Origin of the sequence: Acinetobacter sp. WA-87 (assembly GCF_039938935.1) — a bacterium.
Classification (GTDB): domain Bacteria; phylum Pseudomonadota; class Gammaproteobacteria; order Pseudomonadales; family Moraxellaceae; genus Acinetobacter; species Acinetobacter seifertii.
This window is the reverse complement of record NZ_JBDUVF010000001.1, coordinates 1,064,707-1,087,267: the sequence shown is the minus strand read 5'-3', so window position 1 is coordinate 1,087,267 and position 22,561 is coordinate 1,064,707. Positions and strand designations below refer to the sequence as shown.

Annotated in this window: 35 protein-coding genes and 1 pseudogene; 24 read left to right on the top strand and 12 right to left on the bottom strand. The window is 38.4% G+C overall.

The features are described from left to right. Nucleotides 1-7: 7 nt before the first annotated feature. Both ABFY81_RS05220 and rnhB read left to right on the top strand, forming a co-directional pair. Nucleotides 8-385, top strand: coding sequence for a hypothetical protein (locus ABFY81_RS05220; protein ID WP_346790451.1), 378 nt, complete (start codon nt 8-10; stop codon nt 383-385). Nucleotides 386-452: 67 nt separating this feature from the next. After that, the gene (gene rnhB, locus ABFY81_RS05215; RefSeq protein WP_004702791.1) at nt 453-1,019 is read left to right on the top strand and encodes a ribonuclease HII; all 567 of its coding nucleotides are present in this window, start codon (nt 453-455) and stop codon (nt 1,017-1,019) included. Nucleotides 1,020-1,089: 70 nt separating this feature from the next. Here the strand turns inward: rnhB and csrA are convergent, their stop codons facing one another. From csrA to ABFY81_RS05155, 12 genes and pseudogenes are all read right to left on the bottom strand, one after another. Next, nucleotides 1,090-1,344, bottom strand: coding sequence for a carbon storage regulator CsrA (gene csrA, locus ABFY81_RS05210; RefSeq protein ID WP_000906487.1), 255 nt, complete (start codon nt 1,342-1,344; stop codon nt 1,090-1,092). 245 nt (nt 1,345-1,589) lie between these two features. Continuing rightward, a complete protein-coding gene (locus tag ABFY81_RS05205; protein WP_004702788.1) occupies nt 1,590-2,870 on the bottom strand; it encodes an aspartate kinase in 1,281 nt (426 codons plus the stop codon). A gap of 209 nt (nt 2,871-3,079) precedes the next feature. Continuing rightward, on the bottom strand, nt 3,080-3,295 hold the full coding sequence (locus ABFY81_RS05200) for a hypothetical protein (protein ID WP_240285971.1): 216 nt from the start codon (nt 3,293-3,295) through the stop codon (nt 3,080-3,082). Continuing rightward, entirely contained in the window at nt 3,288-3,641 is a 354-nt protein-coding gene (locus ABFY81_RS05195; protein WP_347913242.1) for a hypothetical protein, read from the bottom strand. Before ABFY81_RS05195 ends, ABFY81_RS05200 begins: the two co-directional genes overlap by 8 nt. Then, nucleotides 3,638-4,120, bottom strand: a complete 483-nt coding sequence (locus tag ABFY81_RS05190) for a hypothetical protein (RefSeq protein WP_347913241.1) — start codon at nt 4,118-4,120, stop codon at nt 3,638-3,640. Before ABFY81_RS05190 ends, ABFY81_RS05195 begins: the two co-directional genes overlap by 4 nt. Then, nucleotides 4,117-4,512 (bottom strand): hypothetical protein, encoded by a 396-nt coding sequence (locus ABFY81_RS05185; RefSeq protein WP_347913240.1) that lies wholly within the window; start codon nt 4,510-4,512, stop codon nt 4,117-4,119. The genes ABFY81_RS05190 and ABFY81_RS05185 overlap by 4 nt, the downstream gene beginning before the upstream one ends. Next, a complete protein-coding gene (locus ABFY81_RS05180) occupies nt 4,513-4,809 on the bottom strand; it encodes a hypothetical protein (RefSeq protein WP_347913239.1) in 297 nt (98 codons plus the stop codon). A gap of 263 nt (nt 4,810-5,072) precedes the next feature. Continuing rightward, nucleotides 5,073-6,191: pseudogene (locus ABFY81_RS05175) on the bottom strand (ATP-binding protein); the annotation flags it as partial. Nucleotides 6,192-6,202: 11 nt separating this feature from the next. Next, on the bottom strand, nt 6,203-6,529 hold the full coding sequence (locus ABFY81_RS05170; RefSeq protein WP_347913238.1) for a hypothetical protein: 327 nt from the start codon (nt 6,527-6,529) through the stop codon (nt 6,203-6,205). Beyond that, a complete protein-coding gene (locus ABFY81_RS05165) occupies nt 6,522-6,791 on the bottom strand; it encodes a hypothetical protein (RefSeq protein ID WP_347913237.1) in 270 nt (89 codons plus the stop codon). The genes ABFY81_RS05170 and ABFY81_RS05165 overlap by 8 nt, the downstream gene beginning before the upstream one ends. Then, the gene (locus tag ABFY81_RS05160; RefSeq protein WP_347913236.1) at nt 6,784-7,233 is read right to left on the bottom strand and encodes a hypothetical protein; all 450 of its coding nucleotides are present in this window, start codon (nt 7,231-7,233) and stop codon (nt 6,784-6,786) included. Before ABFY81_RS05160 ends, ABFY81_RS05165 begins: the two co-directional genes overlap by 8 nt. A 212-nt stretch (nt 7,234-7,445) precedes the next feature. Next, nucleotides 7,446-8,234, bottom strand: coding sequence for a LexA family transcriptional regulator (locus ABFY81_RS05155; RefSeq protein WP_240060770.1), 789 nt, complete (start codon nt 8,232-8,234; stop codon nt 7,446-7,448). A 129-nt stretch (nt 8,235-8,363) separates the two neighbouring features. Between ABFY81_RS05155 and ABFY81_RS05150 the strand changes: the two genes are divergently transcribed. The 22 genes from ABFY81_RS05150 to ABFY81_RS05045 all read left to right on the top strand — a co-directional run bounded on the left by ABFY81_RS05150 (nt 8,364) and on the right by ABFY81_RS05045 (nt 22,542). After that, nucleotides 8,364-8,585, top strand: a complete 222-nt coding sequence (locus ABFY81_RS05150; RefSeq protein WP_017897202.1) for a hypothetical protein — start codon at nt 8,364-8,366, stop codon at nt 8,583-8,585. An 8-nt stretch (nt 8,586-8,593) separates the two neighbouring features. Further along, nucleotides 8,594-8,950 carry a transcriptional regulator gene (locus ABFY81_RS05145; RefSeq protein ID WP_083008319.1) on the top strand — a complete coding sequence of 119 codons (357 nt, stop codon included), beginning with the start codon at nt 8,594-8,596 and terminating at the stop codon, nt 8,948-8,950. A 60-nt stretch (nt 8,951-9,010) separates the two neighbouring features. Then, nucleotides 9,011-9,301, top strand: coding sequence for a hypothetical protein (locus ABFY81_RS05140; protein WP_347913235.1), 291 nt, complete (start codon nt 9,011-9,013; stop codon nt 9,299-9,301). Further along, complete coding sequence (locus ABFY81_RS05135; RefSeq protein ID WP_347913234.1) at nt 9,298-9,990, top strand: DUF2786 domain-containing protein; 693 nt, start codon at nt 9,298-9,300, stop codon at nt 9,988-9,990. The genes ABFY81_RS05140 and ABFY81_RS05135 overlap by 4 nt, the downstream gene beginning before the upstream one ends. After that, entirely contained in the window at nt 9,987-10,937 is a 951-nt protein-coding gene (locus ABFY81_RS05130; RefSeq protein WP_347913233.1) for a YdaU family protein, read from the top strand. The genes ABFY81_RS05135 and ABFY81_RS05130 overlap by 4 nt, the downstream gene beginning before the upstream one ends. Beyond that, nucleotides 10,930-11,679: a hypothetical protein gene (locus tag ABFY81_RS05125; RefSeq protein WP_347913232.1), complete on the top strand. Its 750-nt coding sequence runs from the start codon at nt 10,930-10,932 to the stop codon at nt 11,677-11,679. The genes ABFY81_RS05130 and ABFY81_RS05125 overlap by 8 nt, the downstream gene beginning before the upstream one ends. After that, nucleotides 11,676-11,789, top strand: coding sequence for a putative phage replication protein (locus ABFY81_RS05120; RefSeq protein WP_347913231.1), 114 nt, complete (start codon nt 11,676-11,678; stop codon nt 11,787-11,789). Before ABFY81_RS05125 ends, ABFY81_RS05120 begins: the two co-directional genes overlap by 4 nt. Further along, a complete protein-coding gene (locus ABFY81_RS05115; protein WP_347913230.1) occupies nt 11,786-12,184 on the top strand; it encodes a DUF559 domain-containing protein in 399 nt (132 codons plus the stop codon). The genes ABFY81_RS05120 and ABFY81_RS05115 overlap by 4 nt, the downstream gene beginning before the upstream one ends. After that, nucleotides 12,181-12,702 carry a hypothetical protein gene (locus ABFY81_RS05110; protein ID WP_347913229.1) on the top strand — a complete coding sequence of 174 codons (522 nt, stop codon included), beginning with the start codon at nt 12,181-12,183 and terminating at the stop codon, nt 12,700-12,702. The genes ABFY81_RS05115 and ABFY81_RS05110 overlap by 4 nt, the downstream gene beginning before the upstream one ends. Before the next feature lie 218 nt (nt 12,703-12,920). Next, the gene (locus ABFY81_RS05105) at nt 12,921-13,175 is read left to right on the top strand and encodes a hypothetical protein (RefSeq protein ID WP_347913228.1); all 255 of its coding nucleotides are present in this window, start codon (nt 12,921-12,923) and stop codon (nt 13,173-13,175) included. A gap of 77 nt (nt 13,176-13,252) precedes the next feature. After that, entirely contained in the window at nt 13,253-13,471 is a 219-nt protein-coding gene (locus ABFY81_RS05100; RefSeq protein ID WP_347913227.1) for a hypothetical protein, read from the top strand. A gap of 140 nt (nt 13,472-13,611) precedes the next feature. Beyond that, a complete protein-coding gene (locus ABFY81_RS05095; RefSeq protein WP_347913226.1) occupies nt 13,612-14,322 on the top strand; it encodes a hypothetical protein in 711 nt (236 codons plus the stop codon). A 486-nt stretch (nt 14,323-14,808) separates the two neighbouring features. Then, a complete protein-coding gene (locus ABFY81_RS05090) occupies nt 14,809-15,087 on the top strand; it encodes a hypothetical protein (protein WP_347913225.1) in 279 nt (92 codons plus the stop codon). A 108-nt stretch (nt 15,088-15,195) separates the two neighbouring features. After that, nucleotides 15,196-15,393, top strand: coding sequence for a hypothetical protein (locus ABFY81_RS05085; protein WP_347913224.1), 198 nt, complete (start codon nt 15,196-15,198; stop codon nt 15,391-15,393). 151 nt (nt 15,394-15,544) lie between these two features. Beyond that, nucleotides 15,545-15,904: a hypothetical protein gene (locus tag ABFY81_RS05080; RefSeq protein ID WP_347913223.1), complete on the top strand. Its 360-nt coding sequence runs from the start codon at nt 15,545-15,547 to the stop codon at nt 15,902-15,904. A gap of 57 nt (nt 15,905-15,961) precedes the next feature. Beyond that, nucleotides 15,962-16,609 carry a putative metallopeptidase gene (locus ABFY81_RS05075; protein ID WP_347913222.1) on the top strand — a complete coding sequence of 216 codons (648 nt, stop codon included), beginning with the start codon at nt 15,962-15,964 and terminating at the stop codon, nt 16,607-16,609. A 46-nt stretch (nt 16,610-16,655) separates the two neighbouring features. Continuing rightward, nucleotides 16,656-17,129: a DUF2280 domain-containing protein gene (locus tag ABFY81_RS05070; RefSeq protein ID WP_347913221.1), complete on the top strand. Its 474-nt coding sequence runs from the start codon at nt 16,656-16,658 to the stop codon at nt 17,127-17,129. Then, nucleotides 17,119-18,546, top strand: coding sequence for a phage terminase large subunit (gene terL, locus ABFY81_RS05065; protein ID WP_347913220.1), 1,428 nt, complete (start codon nt 17,119-17,121; stop codon nt 18,544-18,546). The genes ABFY81_RS05070 and terL overlap by 11 nt, the downstream gene beginning before the upstream one ends. Next, complete coding sequence (locus ABFY81_RS05060) at nt 18,543-19,985, top strand: DUF4055 domain-containing protein (RefSeq protein ID WP_347913219.1); 1,443 nt, start codon at nt 18,543-18,545, stop codon at nt 19,983-19,985. Before terL ends, ABFY81_RS05060 begins: the two co-directional genes overlap by 4 nt. Before the next feature lie 10 nt (nt 19,986-19,995). After that, a complete protein-coding gene (locus ABFY81_RS05055) occupies nt 19,996-21,099 on the top strand; it encodes a minor capsid protein (RefSeq protein ID WP_347913218.1) in 1,104 nt (367 codons plus the stop codon). 236 nt (nt 21,100-21,335) lie between these two features. Then, complete coding sequence (locus tag ABFY81_RS05050; RefSeq protein WP_347913421.1) at nt 21,336-21,659, top strand: Gp49 family protein; 324 nt, start codon at nt 21,336-21,338, stop codon at nt 21,657-21,659. 115 nt (nt 21,660-21,774) lie between these two features. Continuing rightward, nucleotides 21,775-22,542: a DUF6651 domain-containing protein gene (locus ABFY81_RS05045; protein WP_347913217.1), complete on the top strand. Its 768-nt coding sequence runs from the start codon at nt 21,775-21,777 to the stop codon at nt 22,540-22,542. Nucleotides 22,543-22,561 lie beyond the last annotated feature (19 nt).

The window sequence follows — 22,561 nt, the reverse complement described above, 5'->3', positions numbered from 1 at the left end:
AAAAATGATGAAAAAATTGATGCTTGCTGTGGCACCAGTTGTTTTAGCTTTAACTGCATGTGCAACCACGCCTGGAGCAGGTTCTGCAGAAACTACAACTCAACAGTTAGGTATGGCTGCATTGAAAGTTGCTGTAAATGCGAAATGTATTACAGAAATTAATAATGTTCCTGCATGGAAAACAGCAACAAAGCTTATGACGGCTGAACAACGTGATAGTATTCAAACTAATGTTTGTGGCTGCGTAAGTGAAAAGGCACCAAACAGTGTTACTGCAGTTGATTTGGCTACTGCTGCACTTGACCCAGCTGCACGTGCAACAATAGTAACCCAAGTCGTTTCTAATACTGTAAATGCTTGCGTGGCTGAAGCTTTAAAAAAGTAATTAATAATTTAAGTTTTAAAGAAGGCTGATTCATATTGATCAGCCTCTTTTTTTCATTGGAGTATACATGTTCGTTGCAGGCGTAGATGAGGCGGGGCGAGGCCCATTAGTGGGGTCGGTTGTTGCCGCAGCTGTTATTTTAGATCCGGAAAATCCGATTTTAGGACTAAACGATTCTAAAAAATTAACTGAAAAAAAACGTGAAAAGTTGTTTATTGAAATTCAGGAAAAAGCTTTAGCATGGTCAATTGCGGAAGCGACGCATGCAGAAATTGACGAGCTAAATATCCTACAAGCAACATTTCTAGCAATGAAGCGAGCAGTGGACGGCCTTAAAACACTGCCTGAAAAAGTTATTGTAGATGGCAACCAAATTCCCAAAGGAATTATTATTCCTTGTGAAGCAATTGTTGGTGGAGATGCGAGCCACGCCGAAATTAGTGCTGCCAGTATCTTGGCAAAAGTCACACGTGATCGCCAAATGGCAGAATTAGATCAACAGTATCCATTATTTGGATTTGCCAAACATAAAGGCTATCCAACAAAAGCACACTTTGAAGCGATTGCAGCTCACGGGGTGATCGATCAACACCGTCGTAGTTATGCACCGGTTAAACGTGCATTAGGTCTATAAATTTATATACTCCCAAAAAAATTTAAAGCGACTAGAAAGTCGCTTTAATTAGGGAGAGAATAACTTCATACTAACGATTGAAGTTTTTCTGTGCATAATTATCATCTTCATATGAAACTTGATAATCTTGATCAAGATGTTGAAGGTGTTCATGCATTGCACGTTCATGTTGAATACGTTGATAAATTTCTTCGCGATGAACAGAAACCTCTTTTGGCGCATTCACACCAATTCGAACCTGGTTTCCTTTGACGCCAAGCACAGTAACACTGACTTGATCCCCAATCATTAATGTTTCCCCGACACGGCGGGTCAGAATCAGCATGTTTATCTCCTTGCTAAACGCTTAAAACTGCAATATTGGTACCCAAATAAAAGCTCAACCTCAGTTTTCAGTCAGATTCTAACAGAAATATGAGAACAAAGTCATATTTTGATAATCACTGCCAAAAAACTTTCCGTTTAATATAACAGAGCCGCTATAAAAAAAACTATAGCGGCTCTGTGTTTTCTTTGATTATTGTCGGACAAGTAAACATTTTTTAATGAATTCTTGACCGTTTGGTAAAATTAAGCGCGGGCGCTGCTTTCACCATGTTCGCGATCTAAACCAAATGCGGTATGTAGGCAACGAACTGCAAGCTCAAGGTATTTCTCATCAATAATGACAGAAACTTTAATTTCAGAAGTTGAAATCATAAGGATGTTAATGCCTTCATCAGCAAGGGCAGTGAACATTTTGCTCGCTACACCTGCGTGTGAACGCATACCAACACCAACGATAGATACTTTAACGATATCATCACGTGTTGAAACTTCACGCGCGCCAATATTTTTAGCAGTTTCGTTTAAGATTTTTTCAGCTTTCGCTAAATCAACACGGTTTACAGTGAAAGTGAAATCTGTTGTGCCATCTTCTTCAACATTTTGCACTATCATATCGACTTCGATATTGGCATCACTTACTGGTGATAAGATTTTAGAAGCAATACCTGGTTCATCAGGCACACCTAAAATCGTTAATTTTGCTTCGTCACGGTTAAAAGCAATACCTGCAATGATTGGCTGTTCCATATTGTCTTCCGCCTCAGTCGTAATGAGTGTACCTACATTTTCTTTAAATTCGTCGTCAAAAACGCCATCGTTATCATTATCAAAGCTTGATAATACACGTAAAGGAACTTGATATTTCCCGGCAAACTCTACTGAGCGAATTTGTAAAACTTTAGAACCTAATGATGCCATTTCTAGCATTTCTTCAAAAGAAATACGGTCGATTTTTTTGGCTTTAGGAGCAACACGAGGGTCAGTGGTGTAAACGCCATCTACATCGGTATAGATCTGACATTCGTCAGCTTTTAAAGCAGCAGCAAGAGCAACACCAGAAGTATCTGAACCACCTCGGCCTAGTGTTGTGGTATTTCCATTTGCATCAAAGCCTTGGAAACCAGCAACCACAATAACACGGCCTGCATCTAGGTCATTGGTCATGACATCTGTATCAATAGACTCGATACGCGCCTTGGTAAATGCACTGTCAGTTTTAATACCGACTTGACGTCCGGTATAGGATTTAGCTTCCACACCAATCGAATTAAGTGCCATAGCTAACATGGAAATCGTCACCTGTTCACCGGTTGAAACCATTTGGTCTAACTCACGTGGGTCAGGTGTTTCGGTAATGGCTTTAGCGAGGGCAAGTAAGCGGTTTGTTTCACCACTCATTGCAGATACGACCACAACAACCTTGTGACCGTGATCATGCCAACGCTTCACACGACGAGCAACATTTAAAATGCGCTCGGGGGTACCCATAGAAGTACCGCCATATTTTTGAACGATTAATGCCATATTGCCTAAACCCTTATAATTAAACGGGAAAAGTATATTCTTGCTTCCTTGGTTTCATTATATGTACACCATTATGTACATAAATGAAATTGCTGAGTTTATCTAGCAAGCCGTGATTCGGGGGACAGTATATAGTAAGGGAAATATGCTAACAATCATTGATCTGGACTAATTTAATCAAGTTTACTGATTGTTAGCTTCTATACAGCTTATATAGATTTTCTTAACTGTTCCTTTTTTTGACATTCTTCTTCCCATTCCATCACATCTGTAGTGCGATATCGTTTCATTGTTCCGCCTTCTGAACCAAAAGCAGGGGCAGGAAAAGGAATGCCCCAAGGGGTTCTTTCTTCCCAGCGATTTAAAGTGCGCTTAGTAATATGAAACATCTCACAAACACTATTGGATGTCAGATATTTATCCACTTTGTCCCTCCTTACTTTCCGCTTTAACTTCTTTTGCAAACAACGCTTCTGCACCCTCTTCAGTAAATCCAATCTCAATCAAGAAAAAGCCATGAGGTGCCACAGGATCCCATTTAGATAAGTCCGATGAGTCCATAATTTCCAAATATTGATCATCAGAAACACTTCCTTCTAAATAAAGTCGAACGGTGACAATATTGAAATGCTTCTTGAGTTGATCCCATTCACTTTGACTTAACCATTCTTGATCCGCATGGTTATCATCAAGATATTTGAGATATTCAGGATGTGCCCAACAACCCATTTCATCTCTGATAATTACGGCAGGTTTTAATTGATTAATCATCCCTCAGCTCCCGATTCGCTTGCTTCAAATACCGTTCCGTCTGGATCTACATTCATTTCTTTGCATAAAAGAGTTGCTGTTGTAGAGCCAATACCGACCATCTTAGAAACATGAGACCAGTTTTCACGGGTCTTCAATACTTTTGAGCTTTTAAGTGATCTGCGTAGTAAGTCCATTAAATCAAACTTAAACACTTCGCCATTTCGTTGAAGGGTGATGATGTGTTCTGGCACCGCCTGAGCTTTGGCTTTTTCTTGACTCATAGCTCTTAGCCACATTGCCCAGCCAGTATTTACTGAGTGATAGGCTTCAAGTATATCTTCACGATCAAAACCAGTTGCATCTTTATCCAACGCATCAAAGTTGCCTGTTTCATTGTTGAATACAACCGCATCAAGTTGCGCCAAACAAATGTAATTCTCTTTAAAAGCTGGCAATTGTTCTGCCCAAAATGCTTGTTTAGTTTTTAAATCAATCATTCATTAGCTCCAGACTCAACAACTAGTGGTAATTCCATCCAGCGATCAGGTTTCGGATTATCTCCACCACAACATCCGCAGCCGTGGTAATCCAGAAAAAGTGGACGAAATTTTTTATCATCTTGGTCCCATTGACCCTGAAATATTCCTTCATCGTTTCGGAGTAAGATTGTTCTGTCTTTAGGCGCAGTTTCGATAGGTTGCCATGTGGTTAATTTCGCTTTTTCCATCCAGACTTCCTGCATTAATTCAATGTCGTTATAACTAATTATGCAGCCAGCTTCACGAACCAAATTTGTTAAAACACCTAAACTATTCCAGCCAACTTTAACTACACCTTTCGTTTTAAGAAATCTTTGAAAAGCTTCTCTTTCTTTATTCAAATCAACCATTCACGCCACCATTCTATAAATACGTTTAACTTCATGATTCAGCTCATCCATTGCGGATTTACCTTCTTTGAAATATTTCAAAAGCATTAACTTGTATCGCTCTTGAGCTGCTTTGTTCATCACACCTTTGTTATTCACAGTAAGGGTGGCTTTGTTACCTTTAATGAGGTTTACGCCGTGCGGTGTTCCTTTTCCGCGATAACCAGCATTTACATTGAAAACTACGAACTTTTCGAAAAGCTGCTGGGGTAGCAGCTTAGGTTCGAATAGAAATTCTGGAGTTGTATGTTTCGCCATTAAGATTTCTCCTCCAGCAAACATTCAGGATTTGTATTCTCCAGTAACGCTAAACGAGAGTTAATCGCCTTTAATAGAGGCTCCATTTGTGCTTCAGACCAGCCACGGGTATAGCGATAAACAGCATTTACTTCTACCGTGGTTTTAGATTCACTAACTCGTTGAAGTAGGGTATCTAGAGTTTTTTGATATGCTTCATCCAAGATTTCAGTTTGCTCAACAGGATCTTTAGAGGACTCTTTTTCAAGATCATTAATATCAAACGCAGTTATTTCATTTTTAGCCAAAGTTTCAATGTCTTGTTTGACTGTAAGCAGCTTTGCCGCTTCAATTTGAATAAGGGCATCAATACCGAAATGCTCACATACGGTTTTTACATCGAGGCCGCGTTCACCAATGAAGTTTTGTAGCTCATCTCTTTGTTCGTCTGAAATGCCGTTAAATTCAGGTGGGCTAATCCAATAGTTGCGTTCTTTATCGAATGTGCAATTTAAGGCTTTCGCTTTCATGAGCATTGATTGGCGCATGTTCTGGTAATACATGTGTTCTTTATCAAGCGACTCTGTTAATTGATTTAGATCACCAGCATGCTCAGCTTCTTCACAGCTTTGTTTCCAGTTCTCTAACTCTTCTTGAGCTTTAGCTGCTGCAAGTTGTGACGGTGTTAATGTGTTGATGTGGTCCTTGGCTTGATTGATGAGGTCAGCCAAGAAAGTAGGGTTAGCTTTTAGATCTGGTACCCATACTTCACCAGTCTCATTGCCTAAAGCACCAGCGTTCTTTGCGTGATGACTATTTGAAGGATTAAAACTAATGACCCGAGCTGATTTACCCTCTTGAGTACGAACAGTTGTTAGATACCCCATGACATCAGCAATTCGGTAGAGTTCATTACGATTTTTACCACCTAGATCTGGTCGATAAATTGTTTGATCACCACTTTCACTTTCAACAGCATGGGCAATAAAAACAACATCCTTACCTAAAGCTATGAGCATGTGTACATAGCTTTTAAACATATTGTTTGCTAGACCTTGAGCCTTTAATTTAAGGGTTCCATCTTTTTGACGGTTTTCAGTAATACCTAATAGATGGGATTTAATGCATTCGAGCATTGCACCTACTGTATCAATCACTACAGTTTTATAAGGAGCCAAGTCTTGAGGTGTTAAATTTGTCACATCTTTCCATTGCTGGACTTGCACAACCGCACCGCGCCGTAATTCACCAGTACGGTGAGCACCACGGTCAAAGTCAAAAGAAATTGCTTTTTCCGCAGTAAAACCCATTGATGATTTACCAAGACCAGGATCGGCGTATAGGTAAACAATGATTGCTTGAACCAATAATGTTTGGTCAGCAGTAATAATCGGTAGAGCCATTTTTCTTATCCTTATCTTGAGCCAGTGAAGCCGCGCTTAGTTTTATAAGCTTTGCGGTCAGAAGTAGGGATGTTGGTTTCACGCAGTTTTATTGCGAGTTGCTTTCTGCGTTGAAAATCAATTTCTTGAGAAATTTCATTCCAAACTTTTGGATAATCTGTTTTGAACTTTTCAACATCTAAAGGTGTCTTAACTTCGTCTTTAACTTTGTAAAGAACTGAGCCGTTAGCATTTGACGCATATACTTGCCAACCAATGCGAACTGAGTAGAGGCTTGTTGAACGGTCAAGACCTAAGAAAGACTTGTAGCCGTCAGGATGTTTTTTGAAGTTAGACATGTTCAGGCCCTCCTTTTGGTTCTTCATAGATCCAAACTTTAGGATTTCTATCAAAATTGACAGAAAACACGCCTGTACCTTTTGTGCGAATAATCACACTTAGATCATAGCCACACTGTTTTTCGGTAATTTGGTGGCCTTTAGATACCATGCGTCGAGCAACTTGCCATGTGTAAGGTTGTTGACCTTCTTTATTGATTTCGATAACAGTTTCTAATACAGCCTTTTGGCGATCTGAAAGATTTAGAGAAGAATTAGACATGATCAGCCTCCACCAACTTATTACGCTCGATGAAGCCTTTTAGAGTTGCATTGATATTGCGAATGTCTTCAAATTCAGTGAAATCACCGTAAGACTTGCCATTTATATCTGTGATTTCATTAACTGTTAGTTGGGTAATATCAACAGCAGTAAATTCAGAACCAGGCACGCCGTAACTATCTGGATGAGCTTCAAAATCAAAACTTACATTTACTCGGAAGCTATCTAATTTGACTACGGCAACACCAGAATGCTTACCTGTGATTTTTGCTGTTAGTACACCGTAAGTACTTGGCTGTGTTTTAGGTGTAAAGAAAGAAACTTGCTCTTGTTCTTGCATAGCTGGTTGAAGCTGGCAAGCGACTAAAGAACCACCAGAAATTGCAAGAGCAGCCATGCTGACAAATGCAAATGAGTTGAAAGGGTTTGCTTTTACGTTCATACTTATCTCGCAGTTTGGAAAAGCACATCGGGGGTCGAAATCTGATGTGCTTTTTTGTTGTCTGTGAGAAAAATATACCTACAAGGTAAAATAAAGTAAATACCTGTGAGGTGAAATTGTTCGATTAATTTTTTACTTGCTAGGTGTATTTAATGTAAAAGAAATAAAAAACCCACCAAATGGTGGGCTTAATGAATGGTTTGTTAAATTAATTAATAAGCTTTTGGATGCTGTTGTCTATGTTGACTAGGAGGCACAATATCAGTAATAGCAGTGATGCTTTCAACTTCATCCATATCAAAAGTTAAGCGTTCACCGCCGTTTACAGCTAATAGATTTAAAACATTATTATGAATACCAATAAATTCTTTAATTGTGCATCTACCATCTTTTAAGCAAACTTGCACAAATTCAGTCGGCGTTAATTCTGCATCTGGGTCACATACTACATACCAGCCGTTACGGATAGCGGGATACATTGAGTCGCCAGTTCCTTTTATTGCATATGATCTATCACCAGCAGTGTGAGTTGGAACGTACCCATCACCAGCGTTTCCATCATACCCCATGTCAGTAAAATAACCGTCCATGCCCATCTTGCTGTATGCCTTAACTGGAACCCATCTTTTTGAAATAACTAATGGTTTTTCGATAACATTTGAGAAAAGAACAGCATCTTCGCTGTCAGGAATATTATATTTTTTCTTAAAGGCTTCTATGTCCAGTTGCTTAAAACTAGGAGTGCCATCTAATTGGTGTGCATTTTCACTTTGATTATCAGACTGATCTAAATAGCCACGAGGCTTATTAAAAGCTTCTTCTATTTTTAAAGCTGTTTCATCACCAATATTCTTGGTTGGATTTTTACCAATGTATTGACTCAATAACCCATAAGCCATTTCGATTTTTTCGGCGAATTCAGAACGAGTTAGTCCTGATTCCTTCATTAATTTCCTTGTATTACCAAGTCTAATTTCATGAATAGTCTTTAATTCACTCATTTTTCAATTCACCTCTAGCGCTGAACTCAAAAATACCTAATAGGTAAAAAAAATAAATACCCTTACAGGTTGTATTTTATTTACCTTGTGGGTATATTTATTAAATAAAATTACCAGTGAGGTGTATTTATGCTTACTCTTCATAGCTATTGGCGAGGATTAAGTGAGAGTGACCGTCTCAAGTTCTGCAAAGAAGCAGAAGTTTCATATGGATACATGGAAACCCATTTAATCCATGCCCGCAAAAAACCAAGAATGGAAACCATTCAAAAAATGGTTGACGCAAGCAATCAAAAATTAACTCACGAAAGCCTATTTGATTTCTTTTTAGGTACATCAAAAACAGCTTAGGAAACATCATGAGCAAATTATTAGTCGATCTATCTGCAAGTGCCAGAAATGACGTATCACGAATTTTGCAGGCACTTGCAACAAATAAAAATGTAGAAATTGCAGAGCATTTAAATGTTGACGCAAGTACTTTGTCGCGCATGAAAAACGACAAGAAAAATAATGGTTTAACTGAAATTGAAAGCTTTTGCGAACTCTTGAGTTGCTTAGGTTTGAAAGTGGTACCTAAAGATTATCAAAGCATTGATAAAGAACGGGTTGCTGCACTTTTAGTCATGTCTAAAAGTTGGATGAACCGTATTGAAACAGTTGATGACTTATTTCATGACGAAATCAGTGGTCAAAAAGAAAAGCTTGGATATTAAAAAAGCCTGATTTCGTGGATCAGGCTTAGTTAATTCAATTACTGGCTAGAGGAACTGAATATGAAAACTAATGTATCAAATCAACAGCAAATAATCCAGAGCTGGTATGACCCGGCTTTAAATACTCTCAAAGCATTAATCAAAAAGTGTGAAGTGAATTTAGAGCGTATCAAGGCTGATAAGAAAAATGCGGCTGTTAAGCGTGATGACTTCAAAGACGTTTTGGTCCGTCAACATCGTATGACTTATATGCAAGCTGAGGAAATTATCAAAAGCCTTGGCCGTGCTGGTCAGATCCGTTTCTTGGGTAGTACTTATATTCAGTTAAATATTGGGGAGTCTTCAAAATGAATGAACAGATCCTCAGAAAGATTAAGCGTTGTTTCGAACTATCAAAAAGTTCAAATGAGCATGAGGCAGCATTGGCGATTAAACAAATGCAAGTGTTAATGCAAAAACATAACCTAAATGAAAAACATATTTTAGCTGCTGATGTAAAAGAACATCTCTTTGAATTGAATGTTAAGAAACCTGCAGATTGGGTTTTACAATTACACAATACTATAAGCCAAGCATTAGATTGTGAGTCAATCATTCGCGGCGGAGATGAGTTGGAGGCAGATCTTGTTTTTGTCGGTGTAGGTTCAGCTCCAGAAGTAGCAGCTTACGCCTTTGAAGTCTTATTTAGACAATTAAAACAAAATCGAGCTGATTTCATCAAGACTCAACTGTTTCGTTTTAAGCGTTCTAACAAAACAAAATTTGCAGATGCTTACTGCATGGGTTGGGTTCGCAATGTTTATTCAAAAGTTAAGAATCTAAATCCAAATATTGAAGTTAAAAATAAGATTAATGCTTATTACCAAACTCAATTTAATAACTGGGATCCAGATAAAGTTTTTGAAGGCAACAAGAGGTACAAAGAAGAGGACTCAACAGCTCAAACAGCAATGCTTCTAGGTTACAGGGAGGCCAAAGAAGTAAATCTATTTGTTGCTACTGAACATGCTGAAAAAGTGCAAATAGGTGGTGCAGAATGAATTATTACCAACACCATATTGGTGACTTTAACAATGCGACTCGTCACCTCAGTTTAATTGAGCGTGCGATTTACCGCGACTTATTAGACATGTATTACGACACTGAAAAGGCGATTGATGCATCAAGCATTGATCGCCTAGCACGTCGTTTGCAATGTACAACTGAAGACCAGAAAGAAGCTCTTAAATACGTTCTTGATGAGTTTTTTACTCTTGAAGAAAGTGTATATCGTAATAATCGTTGTGAGCGTGAAATTGCAGAATTCCACGGTAAAAAGAAACAGGCGAGTGAGGCTGGTAAAGCGTCTGCTGCAAAACGTGCAGCAAAAAAGAAAGGATCGTCTAACAGTGGTTCATCTAATGATGATCAATCGTCTAACGATAATTCAACGATCGCTGAAAACCCGTTAAACAAAGAACAAACGGACGTGCAACCAACCAATAACCATAAACCAGTAACCATAAACCAAGAACCAATTATTGATAGTAGTAGTAATGCGCGTGGAGAAAATTCGCAATTAACTCCAATTCAATTTGCTCAGTATCAGATCGATGATCACAAGCGATACTCAATGCGTGAATTCATTTCTGAATACAGTGAGTTTCAATATGATTTCATCTCATTTGCTCAACAAAGATTTGTTTCTGTAGCTGAGGTTGATTTAAGAACCATGATTCAAAATTTTGGAGACTGGTACTTTGCAAACGAATTAAGCTCATTGAATACACCAAGTATCTGGCTGGTTAAGTGGTTTTCATGGGTTCAAAACAATGAGAGACAGATTGCAGCTAACCGCAAGAAGCAACAGCAAATCTCTACATCGGGTCAAAAACCACAAGAACCGGGTTACTTCGCAAATCTTTTTGAAGAACAAAACAAATCTCAAATCGTGGATGTAACCCCTTCAAAAAAGTTTTTAGTGAGTGAGGAGGTAGGTCATGCATGAGATTACCTTGAACGAAGTGCGTCAATTAATTGCATCTCTTCGCACCGTATACGCTGCTCAGTTCAATAAGCAATTTCCTGTAGCTGGTGAAAGTGCAATTCCTCTTTCAGTAGTTGAACAGATCGCTCTTAAAACACTTGTAGGTGTTCAACAAAATCAATTCAACAACGCACTTGGTCGATTGCTTACAGCGGGTGGACGTTTTATGCCTTCATTCGCTGAATTCCGCACCTGGTGTATCGGTGAAAGTTGGATGTCTCCAGAAGAAGCTTGGTCGCGCGCATGTAAGTTTACGACTGATCGAACGGTGATTATTACCCTAATTACAAAATATGCATTAGACGAGGTTATGTATTTGATCGAAGGCGGGCAAATGCGACTTGCTCAAGATAACTTCTTCGGTACTTACAACGTAATGGTTGCTCAAGCTCAGTTAAAAGGCCGTCAACAAGAGTTTTATGCTCCGCCTTTAGAAATTGAGCACAAAGAACCTAAACACGTTCCTGTGGGCAATGACGAAGCGCAAAAACATCTCCAATCATTGATGGAACGTTTAAAGATTAATGGTCGTAAACCTGCGCCAGTGCAAAAGCTTCAGGCAAAAGAAAAAGAGCCAGAGCTTAATCAAGAGTTAGGACCAGATCCTTTCGACAATCCGTATGAATACGCGGAAATGTGCCGCCGCGAAGGGATGCCAATCCCTAGAAATATACTTCAGCTAATTGATGGGACGAATGTATGAATAAATTCGAAATTTTAGCATGGGGGTTACTCATTTCATTTTTTACAGCAGCTCTTAGCGGAGCACTGGTTTTGTGGTGGTTTGCAAGAATGGAGGTCTTTGAAGAATGAGTTCAATGAGCCTTGCCGATTACAAACGTCTTTATGCAAAACCACGGAGCAAACCTAAGCGCCGTGCTTCAGTAAAAAAAGAACGAGTTGTGAGTGAAGGCGAGGCAACGCTTGTACAGCACTTAAAAACGTACAAGATCAGTTTTGAACAGGAATACAAATTCCATCCAACACGTAAGTGGAGAGCTGATTTCTTAATAACGGGTACAAAGATTTTGGTTGAAGTGGAAGGCGGCATCTGGAGCGGAGGCCGCCATACTAGAGGTAAAGGCTATTTAGGAGACATGGAAAAATACAACGAAGCATCAGCGATGGGTTACACGGTTTTACGGTTCAGTACTGAGCAAGTTAAGTCAGGTTTGGCATTAAAAAAAATTGAGCAATTGGTGGGATGATTATGAATATGGCAGCGCAACAACACATTTTACAAGCGGTCAATTGGTCTAAATATAGTTTTGAAGAATGGTGCCGACAGCTTGGGGCATGGCTTAACGGCGATACTGAAACAATGGTCAAAATAGTTAAGACGATGCCAACTAAACGCATCACTCAAAAACAAAAGGAAAACTTAATGGCTATGTACATGGGGGATGAGAATTTTAAAGATCGCTTGTGTACACGCCGTAAAGGTACATGCTGTCAATTAAACGATAATGAGGCACGTGCAATTCATAAACTTCTTCTTGATCTTAAAGATATAGGGGATGAGATTGTTCATGAATGGATTGGGGCAATCTGGTGGCACTATGTAATGGGCGAGTCGATTCGTGATATTGCTAAGAGCAATAATACTTATGGGTCACAAATCCAACAGGACATTAAATGCGGTTTAGCTTTTATAAAATCACGTTACCCGCATTTTCAATTTGATAAATTTATAAAAACAGTAGTAGTTGAAAATCAATCTTCTTGACTGTAAATACGGGGTGTGGCATATTCGTGCTATAGTGTTCGAAGTGTAAGTAAAGCACTAGTATTAAAGCTCATCATTTGGTGGGCTTTTTTTGTGCGTTAATTTAATCAATTATAATTCACTATTGAGAATAAGTTTTTGAAATATAAATACTTATTGAAAAGTTAAAAGTTGCTTGTTAAAGTGTTTAAATATTAAACATTTCAAGTGGTGTAGAGATGACTTATTACATTGGCGGCTCTAAGAGTGGTCAACAAGTGGCTTTTGAGGATATGCATAAAAGTGAAATTTGTGATTTCGGTGAAAAGTTAAAAGCTTTTGATCAGCAAAGAAAATACTATCGAAAATTGCAAATTAGCTTTCATGGCACTGTCAAAACTTTTTTCGTAATTGATGGAAAGAAGCCCATAGATTGTAGAGATCAGATCATTGATTTATGGGATGAAGTTAAAACTGATGTTTATGCAATATAATAATGACTTAAAATTGACAGTCTTCGGGCGGTTTTCATTCGTGCTATAGTCCAGTCTGATTAAAACTGGTAAATAAAATGAATATCTGCGTTGGCGGTGAATTAAATGGGCAAAAGATAGAGAAAGAAGGCAGATTACTTAAGGCTTCTGACATTGATCCATCTTTCAAAACTGAGTACTACAAACAGATTTTCAACCGCGACAACATTAATTATCAATTTTGGCTGCCTATTGGATCTGACTTACATGATATGTCAGAGAAAGTTCTAAACATCCTTAGAGCACCTAAAAACTAGTTTTTTCGTTTGCCGGACGTGTTACGGCACAGGAAGCCCCGCTAAATATCGAGTATTGGTGGGGCTTTTTATTTTCCAGTTTCTACCACCCAAGCTCTATCAATTTATAGTGATAGAGCTTTTTTTATGAGGAAACCTTAATGGTTACTATTCCAAAAAAAGCAACAATCGAAACTTTAACTGATACAACTTTGCCTGCTGGACACACAGTGATCGTTAAGATTGCAGATACCACGAGTTATGATCAAGTGCTGAGTAATGTTGAAGCAATTAATGCATTACCTGGTTTTACTGTTATTGGTGTGACAAGTCTTCCAAATCAGCCAACCTCTACATGGCATTTAGATAACTGTACATATGAAAATGGAGTTTTAACTCCAGTAGGTGAACCTTTGAATTTTGGAACTCCTGAGGCTCCAATGGTCATGTACGGTTACCATGCAGCAGTTAAAGCAAATATTGGTGAAACTCTTGAGGTTATTGCGGAGAACTTCTTAAGTTCAACAGGTGATCTCCATAGTGGTGCTCGTTTACAAGCAACATTCGATAGCTACGATTTAGGTGGTTCACAGATTGGCTATAACAATACACATGATGCAAACAATGATTTCTTTTCATTGTTAGATACGTTGTTCAATACACAAGCCTTGCCAGTTAAGTATTCAATGAAGTACGTCTCTGCTACAGAAATTGAGCATGTTATTACTTCAGTTAATGGTTTAACTGAAATTCATCGTTATAACCAAACAATTACAGCTTTTACAGAAGACGTTTATTTCAACTTCACTCTTGTTTGCCAAAATAGCGATGAAGTGATTCCAACGTTTATTAAAGTGATTCCTGCTGTTTAATAGTAATTAAAAAGTAGAATTTGAGCTCCACTTGATTAGTTGATCAAGTGGGGCTTTTTATTTCTGGAGAGTTTATGACTTACAAGGTCCAGACTAAAAAGTCATTTGTTTGCTGCTGTGAAGAACTTAAAAAAATCAAAACTTATCAAGATCGGGCTTATCGCGAGATGAACTATTAACTATCGATCGAATTATGATTCGATTGAAAGAAAGAATAAAGAATTTACATGCTGTAATGTTATGAAAATTAGGATTAAATGATCAAGAAAATTACCCTATTTCATCATTTTTTGATTTAAAATTATAAGATAATGAATTTAGAGCGTTTTTATGTTAAGAAGTATCCTTATATCCATAATAAGATTTATGTTTTTTAATCGATATAATGCTTTGATATTTTGCATTTCATTTATGTGTTTTTCTTTATGGGTAGAGCTGTGCCTTCAAGTAGAGAATTTTTTTAGTTCATCGGGTACTTTGTTTACAGTGGCTGGTTTATTTTTAAATATAAAAATGACAGCTATATTTCACTTAACACAAAAGATAGATGGTAAAAATCAACCTTTAAATATGATAAGTAAATATATTTTAGCTACACGTTCAGGTGGAGTGTTTGCTACTAGTGACCCGGATGATGAAAAACGTAGAATAGTTCGAGAAATTGAGAAAGATGAAATATTCGGAGTATGTTACATGATTTTTGGAACAGCTCTTTGGGGATATGGTTCGTACTTTATCAAGTGGGTTAGTTGTGTTTGTAGTTAAAAGAAAAGATAAATTTATATAACTAATTTTTTTATAAGTCATATTGTTCTATTGGTGTAGATTGTGAATTGATATATATTATTTTTAATTATTCCAAGGATAAAAATAATGTTTATTCAACATGAAGAGTTTCTAATAAATACTAACCGAATCAATTACATCAAAATAAATGATACAGGTTTAAGGTTGCACATATATTTTGAAGGCAAAGAGAAGGAGGGTGGTGCTGGCTATAATCTGAATCTTCGATTTGACTCGGAAGATGAATTAAGTGATTTCGTGGAGAGGATTCTTAAAGGAATTTAATTGCGGAAGCAGCAGTTTTTTTTGGAATGGTTTATAGCTCAGACTATTACTATTTTTACATATGAACACTAATTTGAAAGTAAACCATTCAGAAATATTTTTTTGAATACAATAGATTGGTTAATTTTTTGATAAATTTGCGAGTTAATTAATGTCTTCTATAAAAATTTCTAAAAAAGGAAAAATTGAAAATCCCGTTACAATGAAATTATTAATAATCAATACAGATTTATTTGAGGTTAATTTAGAAAAATTAGAAATAGTAACTGATATTAGAGCATTTTGTGTAATGACATTAACAGAACATTATGTCTCGAATCCCGAGAAATATGGTTCTATAGATAATTTCATGAAAATATTCTCTAAAAATGAAACTCGAATTGAAATAGTAACAGACAAAGGAAATATTCAAGGTGCAAAAGTGAACTCATATTTCCTAAATCAGTTAAGAGAATGTATTAAAGGACTAATCATTTTGAATGATGTTCGGGATGGGAAATACCCCGTTTAAATTAAATATTTAGTTAAACCTGCTTATCGCAGGTTTTTTTATAACTATGGAGCAGCTATGAATCAAAAAGTTGGCTTTCATATTCCTACTCGGCCAATGCCTCCGGAATGGATATTTGAATTGGGTACACCTAATTTTGTGCCGGCGCCAGAAATGTGGGAATGGATAAGAAAGGTTTTTCTAGATCCAAAATCTAAATTATTTAACCCTGACCACCTGCATTTACGATCATTTAGATATCCCGATATAACTGTGATGTGGGCTAGATCTGGTTTTAAAAAGCAAGGGCGTCAGGTTATTGGTACTACAGAAAAAATAATGATCAATGCTGGTGGCTGGAAGAAGGAACGACAAGAAGAGCAATACATCCAGTGGTTTAACTCTATTCCTGAATATCTAATTACTTTTGATGCTTCTTATTCACGGATTGCTAGTGACGTGAACTTTTGTGCGTTGGTTGAGCATGAGCTTTACCACATTGCGCATAAGAAAGATCAGTACGGAACACCTGCCTATAACATGGAGACGGGCATGCCAAAGTTAGCAATTCAAGGTCATGATGTTGAAGAATTCACAGGTGTAGTTCGTCGATATGGCGCAAGTGAAGATGTTAAAAGAATGGTTGAGGCTGCTAATACAAGACCTGAGATGTCTCGAGCTGATATTCATTATGCTTGTGGCACTTGTTATTTAAGAGTGGTTTAAATTTTTTTGCCATTCTACGTTGATGTACGTTGATGGAATGGTGGAAATGGCACGCATTAATAAAAAGGTAAAACTATTCATTATTAGGGTGCTTGCTGAGTTCGAAACACCTACTAATACAGCAAAACAAGTTAAAGAAGTATTTGGTTTGGAAGTAACTCCACAGCAATGTGAACGTTATGATCCAACAAAGAGAGCTGGATACGACTTAAGTCAAGAACTGAGAGATAAATTCTTTGAATATCGACGTATAGCCAATTTAGAACTTGAAGCAATTCCTATTGCTAATAAACGTTATCGTCTACAGCTACTTCAAGACTTAGTTGAAAAACATCCTGACAATCCAGTTTTGATTCCTAAGTGGGCTGAACAAGCTGCAAAGGAAATGGGTGGACAATTTACCAACCGCCAAGAAATAACAGGCAAAGACGGCGGACCAGTTCAAACTGTTAATTCAGATGTGCCAGTTCCAATGGAAGAGTATTTAAAAGCGCGGAGGGAGGTCCTAGATGAGTACTGATGCGGCTCGGGATAAAGCCATTAAGATCGAGGCGCAAGAAGATTTATATTTCTTCACAAGGTACATGTTTAAGGAGCGCCGTGGTTATAAATGGATGCATAACTGGCACCATTTAGAACTCTGTGAGGCTTTAATGAAAGTCTATCGCGGAGAAACAAAGCGGTTAGTTATTAATTTGCCGCCTCGTTATTCTAAAACTGAAATTGTCGTAATTAATTTTATGGCATGGTGTTACGGTAAAAAGCCCGATTCTGAATTTATTCATATTAGTTATTCGGCAATGCTGGCAGCTAATAATGCATTTCAAATTAGGGGCCTTGTTCAAGAGGAAGCCTATAAGAAAGTCTTTCCTAACTTTGCTTTGAGAGATGACAGTAAGGCAAAAGACTTCTGGCGCACATCTGAAGGCGGTGTCTGCTATGCGACTGGTACAGGCGGTACTATTACAGGTTTCGGAGCTGGAAAACTAAGAGACGACTTCGGTGGTTGCATCATTATTGATGACCCACACAAAGCACATGAAGCATCCTCTAAAACTATTCGTGAAGGTGTGATTGACTGGTTCCAGAACACACTCGAGTCACGTACTAACTCACCAGATACACCGATTATTGTCATTATGCAGCGCCTTCATGAAGATGATTTGGCTGGATGGTTGCTAGGCGATAGAAAAGACGGCATTCCTGTGGCTGGTGGTAACGGTGAAGTTTGGGAACATCTTTGTCTTTCAGCTATTCAAGAAGATGGATCTGCTTTATGGCCTGCAAAACATAATATTCAAAAGTTGAAACAAATGGAGCAAGCCGCTCCATATGTATTTGCTGGTCAATACCGTCAAATGCCATCACCGCCAGCAGGCGGTTTTTTTAAGCCTGACAATATTGAAATTGTAGATGCTTTGCCAGCGGATGTAGTGAAGCAGGTGCGAGCGTGGGACTTTGGTGCAACTGAGAATGAAGGTGACTTTACAGCAGGTGTAAGGGAGGCTTTAGGCGCAGATGGCTATACATATATTGTTGATGTAACGAGAGGGCAGCTTGGTCCAGACAATGTTAATAAGCGGTTAAAGCAAACTACTGAGCTAGACGGTAAAAATGTCACTGTTCGTATACCTCAGGACCCTGGTCAAGCTGGTAAATCACAGGCTAGTGCTTTTGTGAAACTTCTAGCAGGTTATAGCGTGATTGCTAAGCCAGTTTCAGGCGACAAATTGACAAGAGCGCAACCATTTGCAGCTCAAGTTAACGTGGGAAATGTGCGAATGCTTAAAGGTGATTGGAATAAGGCCTTTATTGAAGAGCTTCGAAATTTCCCTAACGGGACAAATGACGACCAGGTTGATGGTGGTTCTGATGCTTTTAATGAATTACATGAAGGCTTTGAAGTCTTCTTTGCTGATATGGGATTTGCTCGATGAGTGACGTAACTTTTAAACATCCTGAGTATGTTAAAAACTTGCCATACTGGCAAAAAATGGATGATGTTTGTGAAGGCGAAGATGCTGTTAAAGCTAAAGGCGAAAAGTACCTACCGAAACCTAATGCCCATGATAAAACACCAGCAAACAAGAGTGCTTACTTAGCATATTTGATGCGTGCTGTGTTTTATGAAGTTACAGGTACAACTTCAAATAGCTTAGTTGGTGCAGCATTTGCCACAGATCCAAGCTTTAAGTTTCCTCCTGAACTTGCCCATTTAGAACGTAATGCAAACGGCGCAGGATTAAGTTCCTATCAATTGGCTCAAACTGGAATACGTCACTTATTAAAGCATTATAGATTCGGTCTATATGTTGATTATCCAGACGTTAAACCATCCCAAAACCTTGCAGAGTATAAAAAGCAAAAAGCTTTCCCGATGATTCATTTATTGAATGCCATTGATGTGATTAATTGGGATTCAATGATCATTGATAACCAAAAAAAGCTTTGCTTAGTGGTCATCCGTGAGTTTATTTCAGTGCGTGGAGCTGATGGCTTTAGTAAAACAGAGATAGAGCAGTACCGAGTACTTCGTTTAGAGCCAGATAGAGAAGAAAATTATATCTATTCAGTACAGGTTTATAAAAAAGGAGATAAAGGTACTTGGGTTGAAGGTGAGAAGAAGTTCCCAACGGATTATAACGGAGATTTCTGGTCATATATTCCATTCACCTTTGTCGGAGCTTTCGATAACTCCGAAGAGATTAAAAAACCACCATTACTCCCTTTGGCTAACCTCAACTTAGCTCATTATAGAGACAGTGCGGACTTTCAAGAGTCCGTTTTTTATATGGGCCAACCTCAATACTTTGCGAAGGGCGTTACTTGGGAATGGTTCGACCAAGCCAAAAAACGTGGCATTTATATCGGTGCAAAAGTACTTGTACCCTTACCAGAAAATGGTGGATTAGGGATAGTACAAGCAAGTCCTAATACTCTTGCCCGAGAAGCTGCAAAAGATAAATGGGAACAGATGAAGGAGATGGGGGCGCGTTTAATTGAAAAGGGTTCAGCAGGGAAAAAGACTGCTACTGAATCAAATAGCGATGATGCCGTGCAGCATTCAGTCCTTTCATTATGTGTCGTGAATACGAATGAAGCGCTATCAGCTGCATTACGATGGGCTGCCAAGTTTGTAATACCAAATGTGGATGTTTTAACTAAAGACGGACTGATGTTCGAAATTAGTCAGGAATTCAATAAACAAGGTTATCAAGCTGAACTAGCTCGTCAATTGTATGAGTCAGCTTTACAAGGCCGTTCTTCATTTAAATCTTGGTGGGAATATAACCAGACTGGAATGTTCCCAAAACAAAAGTATAAAGAAGAGCTGGACAACATCGAAGGCGAAAAAGACGGAACAGTGAATCTATAGGTAGGGTGATATGGCTAAAGATAATAAAAATCTTTTGGAGGTACTCACTCAACACCAGGCTTATCTTTATCGTACTTCTTCGCAATCAGTATATGAATTATTAGGTTTATTCAATGATGATACGAATGCAATGCTTTCAAAGCTTCGTGATTTATTGGATGAACTTAGTGATTCAGAAAAGATTGCTTTAGCTGGAGGGAAATATACAACTTCAAACCTTAAGGAAATAAGAGATTTAATTTCCCAATGGTTTAGTAGTGTTAATACAAGCTTACCTGAAGCATTCGCCATTTCAGCTACAGCGATGGCCGTATATGAAGCTAACTACATAGCAAAGTTATACGGCGCAAAGATTAGTAAGCCTGATGGTGAAAAACTGTTTTCAGTAGCAAAAAAAGTTCCCTTGGCTGGTGGTGCTTTAGTTGATGATCTTTTATCAAGAATTGCAGAAAGTGCTCGCCAGAAAGTTGAATACGCGATTCGTGATGGAATCAGCACAGGTAAAACAAACCAAGAAATTATTCAGCGTATTCGCGGCACCAAACGCCTTAATTTCGAAGATGGTCTTTTAAACAGCACTAAATCTGATATTGACCGGACTGTTCGAACTATACGAAGCCATGTGGCTAATCAAGCCTATCTAGACAGCTATAAGAAAATTGGCTTTGAATATGTTCGATTTGTTAGTGTCTTGGATGGTAGGACCTCAAAGCTATGTGCGTCATTGGATGGAACAATATGGGAAATTAACGACCCATCTAAACGTGTACCGCCGTTACATCCACATTGCCGAAGCATTTTGGTACCAGTTGATAAAGATGGTCGCCTTGCTGGAGAGCGTCCGTTTGTCATGGACGAACGACCAGTGAAAGACATCCCTAAAGATGAGCGCAGTCAGTTAATCGGGCAACTGGACGCAAACACCACATTTAAAGAGTTCTTCGGCAAGACTGACGATTTCTTTCAAAAAGAATGGTTGGGGCCAAAGCGCTTTAAGCTCTATAAAGATGGGAAATTTGATTTTGAAAAGTTCTTTGACCCTGAAGGGCGACTTTACACATTGGACCAACTTCGTAAGTTGGATGAACAGGCATTTAAGGAGTTAGGACTGTGAAAGTACTGAAGCGTGGTGAATTGCCAGCGGATAAAATTCACAACATTACCTGCAATCATTGCAAGTCTGAACTTGAGTTTTACGAAAAAGAAGCACGCATAGTGAATGATAGGAATGAAATCTGCTTAGTTGTGACCTGTCCAGTATGTAAACAAGAGCTTTGGAAAGCAAAGTAATCAATATACTTTAACCATAGCACCTTCGGGTGTTTTTTTGTGAGTACAAAAATGTCTAAAATGTGCGGAAAAACAACAGAGCAAGAATTAGCTGGAAAAGCTGAAAAAACAGTTGCGCCCCATGTAACCGCAGCTGAAATTGATGTTTTGCTTGAGCGTGTTGAAGTTCATACAACTACATGCAATGAACCTACACCTCACGTTATGGCTATAGCATGGCTTGATGGAAAATTTCATTTAGGGACTGCAATCTCAAAATCAGTTAATCCTGAAAATTTTAATGAAGAACTAGGAATTAAATATTCCACTGAAGAGGTTCTTGAAATTGCAGAAAACAAATTATGGGAACTTGAAGGCTACCGTTTATTTGCTTCGAACTTGTAAATTATTTAATTGAAATAAAGCGTCCTTAGGGGCGCTTTTTTATTGCCTGCCGAAAGTGGATGCAGACGGCGAACCCGGGTGGATGCCCATTTTGAAAATATAGGTTGGATGACCAATGAAACTTAAAACAGTAACGATCGACGGTAAGGTATATGCGGAAGTAGAAGGTGATAAACCTATCTATATTCATGATGATGGTAAAGAGATGCCACATGATGCCGCTCACTCTGTAGCAACTATTGCACGTTTAAACAATGAAGCAAAAACGAACCGTGAAGCGAAAGAAGCGGCAGAAAAAGCCCTCAAAGCTTTTGAAGGAATCGATGATCCTGCAGCAGCTAAGAAAGCTATTCAGACGATGCAAAATCTTGATGATAAAAAGCTGGTGGATGCTGGTGAAGTTGAGAAAGTCAAAGCTGAAGCTATTAAAGCTGTTGAAGACAAATATGCTCCAATCGTTCAACAACGTGATGCTCTAGAAGCTCAATTGCATGGTGAGCTTATTGGCGGTGGTTTTGCTCGTTCTAAGTACATTCAAGACAACATTGCAGTTCCAGTTGATATGGTTCAAGCAACCTTTGGCCAGCACTTCAAAATCGAAGAAGGCAAAGTGGTTGCCTACGACCAAAAAGGCGAAAAGATTTATTCCCGTGTCCGACCTGGTGAACTTGCAAATGTTGATGAAGCTTTAGAGTCCTTGGTTGGTGGATACCAACATAAAGACTTAATCCTTAAAGGTGGTAAAGGAAATGGCGGTGGTTTCCAAAGCGGGGGCAAAGGTGGAGCACCTGCAGGTATGAAGCGTAGTGAGATGTCAGTATCTCAAAGAGCTGATTACATCAAAGAACATGGCCAAGAATCCTTCCTAAAACTACCGAACTAATCATTAAATATTTGGAGAT

Bases quoted from the DNA above. Each gene is read 5' to 3' on its own strand.
- ABFY81_RS05125 (WP_347913232.1), top strand. From the start codon at position 10,930: ATGCATGAGATTACCTTGAACGAAGTGCGTCAATTAATTGCATCTCTT.
- ABFY81_RS05165 (WP_347913237.1), bottom strand. From the start codon at position 6,791: ATGTCTAATTCTTCTCTAAATCTTTCAGATCGCCAAAAGGCTGTATTA.
- ABFY81_RS05060 (WP_347913219.1), top strand. From the start codon at position 18,543: ATGAGTGACGTAACTTTTAAACATCCTGAGTATGTTAAAAACTTGCCA.
- ABFY81_RS05160 (WP_347913236.1), bottom strand. From the start codon at position 7,233: ATGAACGTAAAAGCAAACCCTTTCAACTCATTTGCATTTGTCAGCATG.
- csrA (WP_000906487.1), bottom strand. From the start codon at position 1,344: ATGCTGATTCTGACCCGCCGTGTCGGGGAAACATTAATGATTGGGGAT.
- ABFY81_RS05140 (WP_347913235.1), top strand. From the start codon at position 9,011: ATGAAAACTAATGTATCAAATCAACAGCAAATAATCCAGAGCTGGTAT.
- ABFY81_RS05045 (WP_347913217.1), top strand. From the start codon at position 21,775: ATGAAACTTAAAACAGTAACGATCGACGGTAAGGTATATGCGGAAGTA.
- ABFY81_RS05170 (WP_347913238.1), bottom strand. From the start codon at position 6,529: ATGTCTAACTTCAAAAAACATCCTGACGGCTACAAGTCTTTCTTAGGT.
- ABFY81_RS05070 (WP_347913221.1), top strand. From the start codon at position 16,656: ATGGCACGCATTAATAAAAAGGTAAAACTATTCATTATTAGGGTGCTT.
- rnhB (WP_004702791.1), top strand. From the start codon at position 453: ATGTTCGTTGCAGGCGTAGATGAGGCGGGGCGAGGCCCATTAGTGGGG.
- ABFY81_RS05135 (WP_347913234.1), top strand. From the start codon at position 9,298: ATGAATGAACAGATCCTCAGAAAGATTAAGCGTTGTTTCGAACTATCA.
- ABFY81_RS05145 (WP_083008319.1), top strand. From the start codon at position 8,594: ATGAGCAAATTATTAGTCGATCTATCTGCAAGTGCCAGAAATGACGTA.
- ABFY81_RS05180 (WP_347913239.1), bottom strand. From the start codon at position 4,809: ATGGCGAAACATACAACTCCAGAATTTCTATTCGAACCTAAGCTGCTA.
- ABFY81_RS05195 (WP_347913242.1), bottom strand. From the start codon at position 3,641: ATGATTAATCAATTAAAACCTGCCGTAATTATCAGAGATGAAATGGGT.
- ABFY81_RS05120 (WP_347913231.1), top strand. From the start codon at position 11,676: ATGAATAAATTCGAAATTTTAGCATGGGGGTTACTCATTTCATTTTTT.
- ABFY81_RS05055 (WP_347913218.1), top strand. From the start codon at position 19,996: ATGGCTAAAGATAATAAAAATCTTTTGGAGGTACTCACTCAACACCAG.
- ABFY81_RS05105 (WP_347913228.1), top strand. From the start codon at position 12,921: ATGACTTATTACATTGGCGGCTCTAAGAGTGGTCAACAAGTGGCTTTT.
- ABFY81_RS05130 (WP_347913233.1), top strand. From the start codon at position 9,987: ATGAATTATTACCAACACCATATTGGTGACTTTAACAATGCGACTCGT.
- ABFY81_RS05190 (WP_347913241.1), bottom strand. From the start codon at position 4,120: ATGATTGATTTAAAAACTAAACAAGCATTTTGGGCAGAACAATTGCCA.
- ABFY81_RS05100 (WP_347913227.1), top strand. From the start codon at position 13,253: ATGAATATCTGCGTTGGCGGTGAATTAAATGGGCAAAAGATAGAGAAA.
- ABFY81_RS05080 (WP_347913223.1), top strand. From the start codon at position 15,545: ATGTCTTCTATAAAAATTTCTAAAAAAGGAAAAATTGAAAATCCCGTT.
- ABFY81_RS05050 (WP_347913421.1), top strand. From the start codon at position 21,336: ATGTGCGGAAAAACAACAGAGCAAGAATTAGCTGGAAAAGCTGAAAAA.
- terL (WP_347913220.1), top strand. From the start codon at position 17,119: ATGAGTACTGATGCGGCTCGGGATAAAGCCATTAAGATCGAGGCGCAA.
- ABFY81_RS05110 (WP_347913229.1), top strand. From the start codon at position 12,181: ATGATTATGAATATGGCAGCGCAACAACACATTTTACAAGCGGTCAAT.
- ABFY81_RS05185 (WP_347913240.1), bottom strand. From the start codon at position 4,512: ATGGTTGATTTGAATAAAGAAAGAGAAGCTTTTCAAAGATTTCTTAAA.
- ABFY81_RS05205 (WP_004702788.1), bottom strand. From the start codon at position 2,870: ATGGCATTAATCGTTCAAAAATATGGCGGTACTTCTATGGGTACCCCC.
- ABFY81_RS05085 (WP_347913224.1), top strand. From the start codon at position 15,196: ATGTTTATTCAACATGAAGAGTTTCTAATAAATACTAACCGAATCAAT.
- ABFY81_RS05075 (WP_347913222.1), top strand. From the start codon at position 15,962: ATGAATCAAAAAGTTGGCTTTCATATTCCTACTCGGCCAATGCCTCCG.
- ABFY81_RS05150 (WP_017897202.1), top strand. From the start codon at position 8,364: ATGCTTACTCTTCATAGCTATTGGCGAGGATTAAGTGAGAGTGACCGT.
- ABFY81_RS05095 (WP_347913226.1), top strand. From the start codon at position 13,612: ATGGTTACTATTCCAAAAAAAGCAACAATCGAAACTTTAACTGATACA.
- ABFY81_RS05220 (WP_346790451.1), top strand. From the start codon at position 8: ATGAAAAAATTGATGCTTGCTGTGGCACCAGTTGTTTTAGCTTTAACT.
- ABFY81_RS05115 (WP_347913230.1), top strand. From the start codon at position 11,786: ATGAGTTCAATGAGCCTTGCCGATTACAAACGTCTTTATGCAAAACCA.
- ABFY81_RS05155 (WP_240060770.1), bottom strand. From the start codon at position 8,234: ATGAGTGAATTAAAGACTATTCATGAAATTAGACTTGGTAATACAAGG.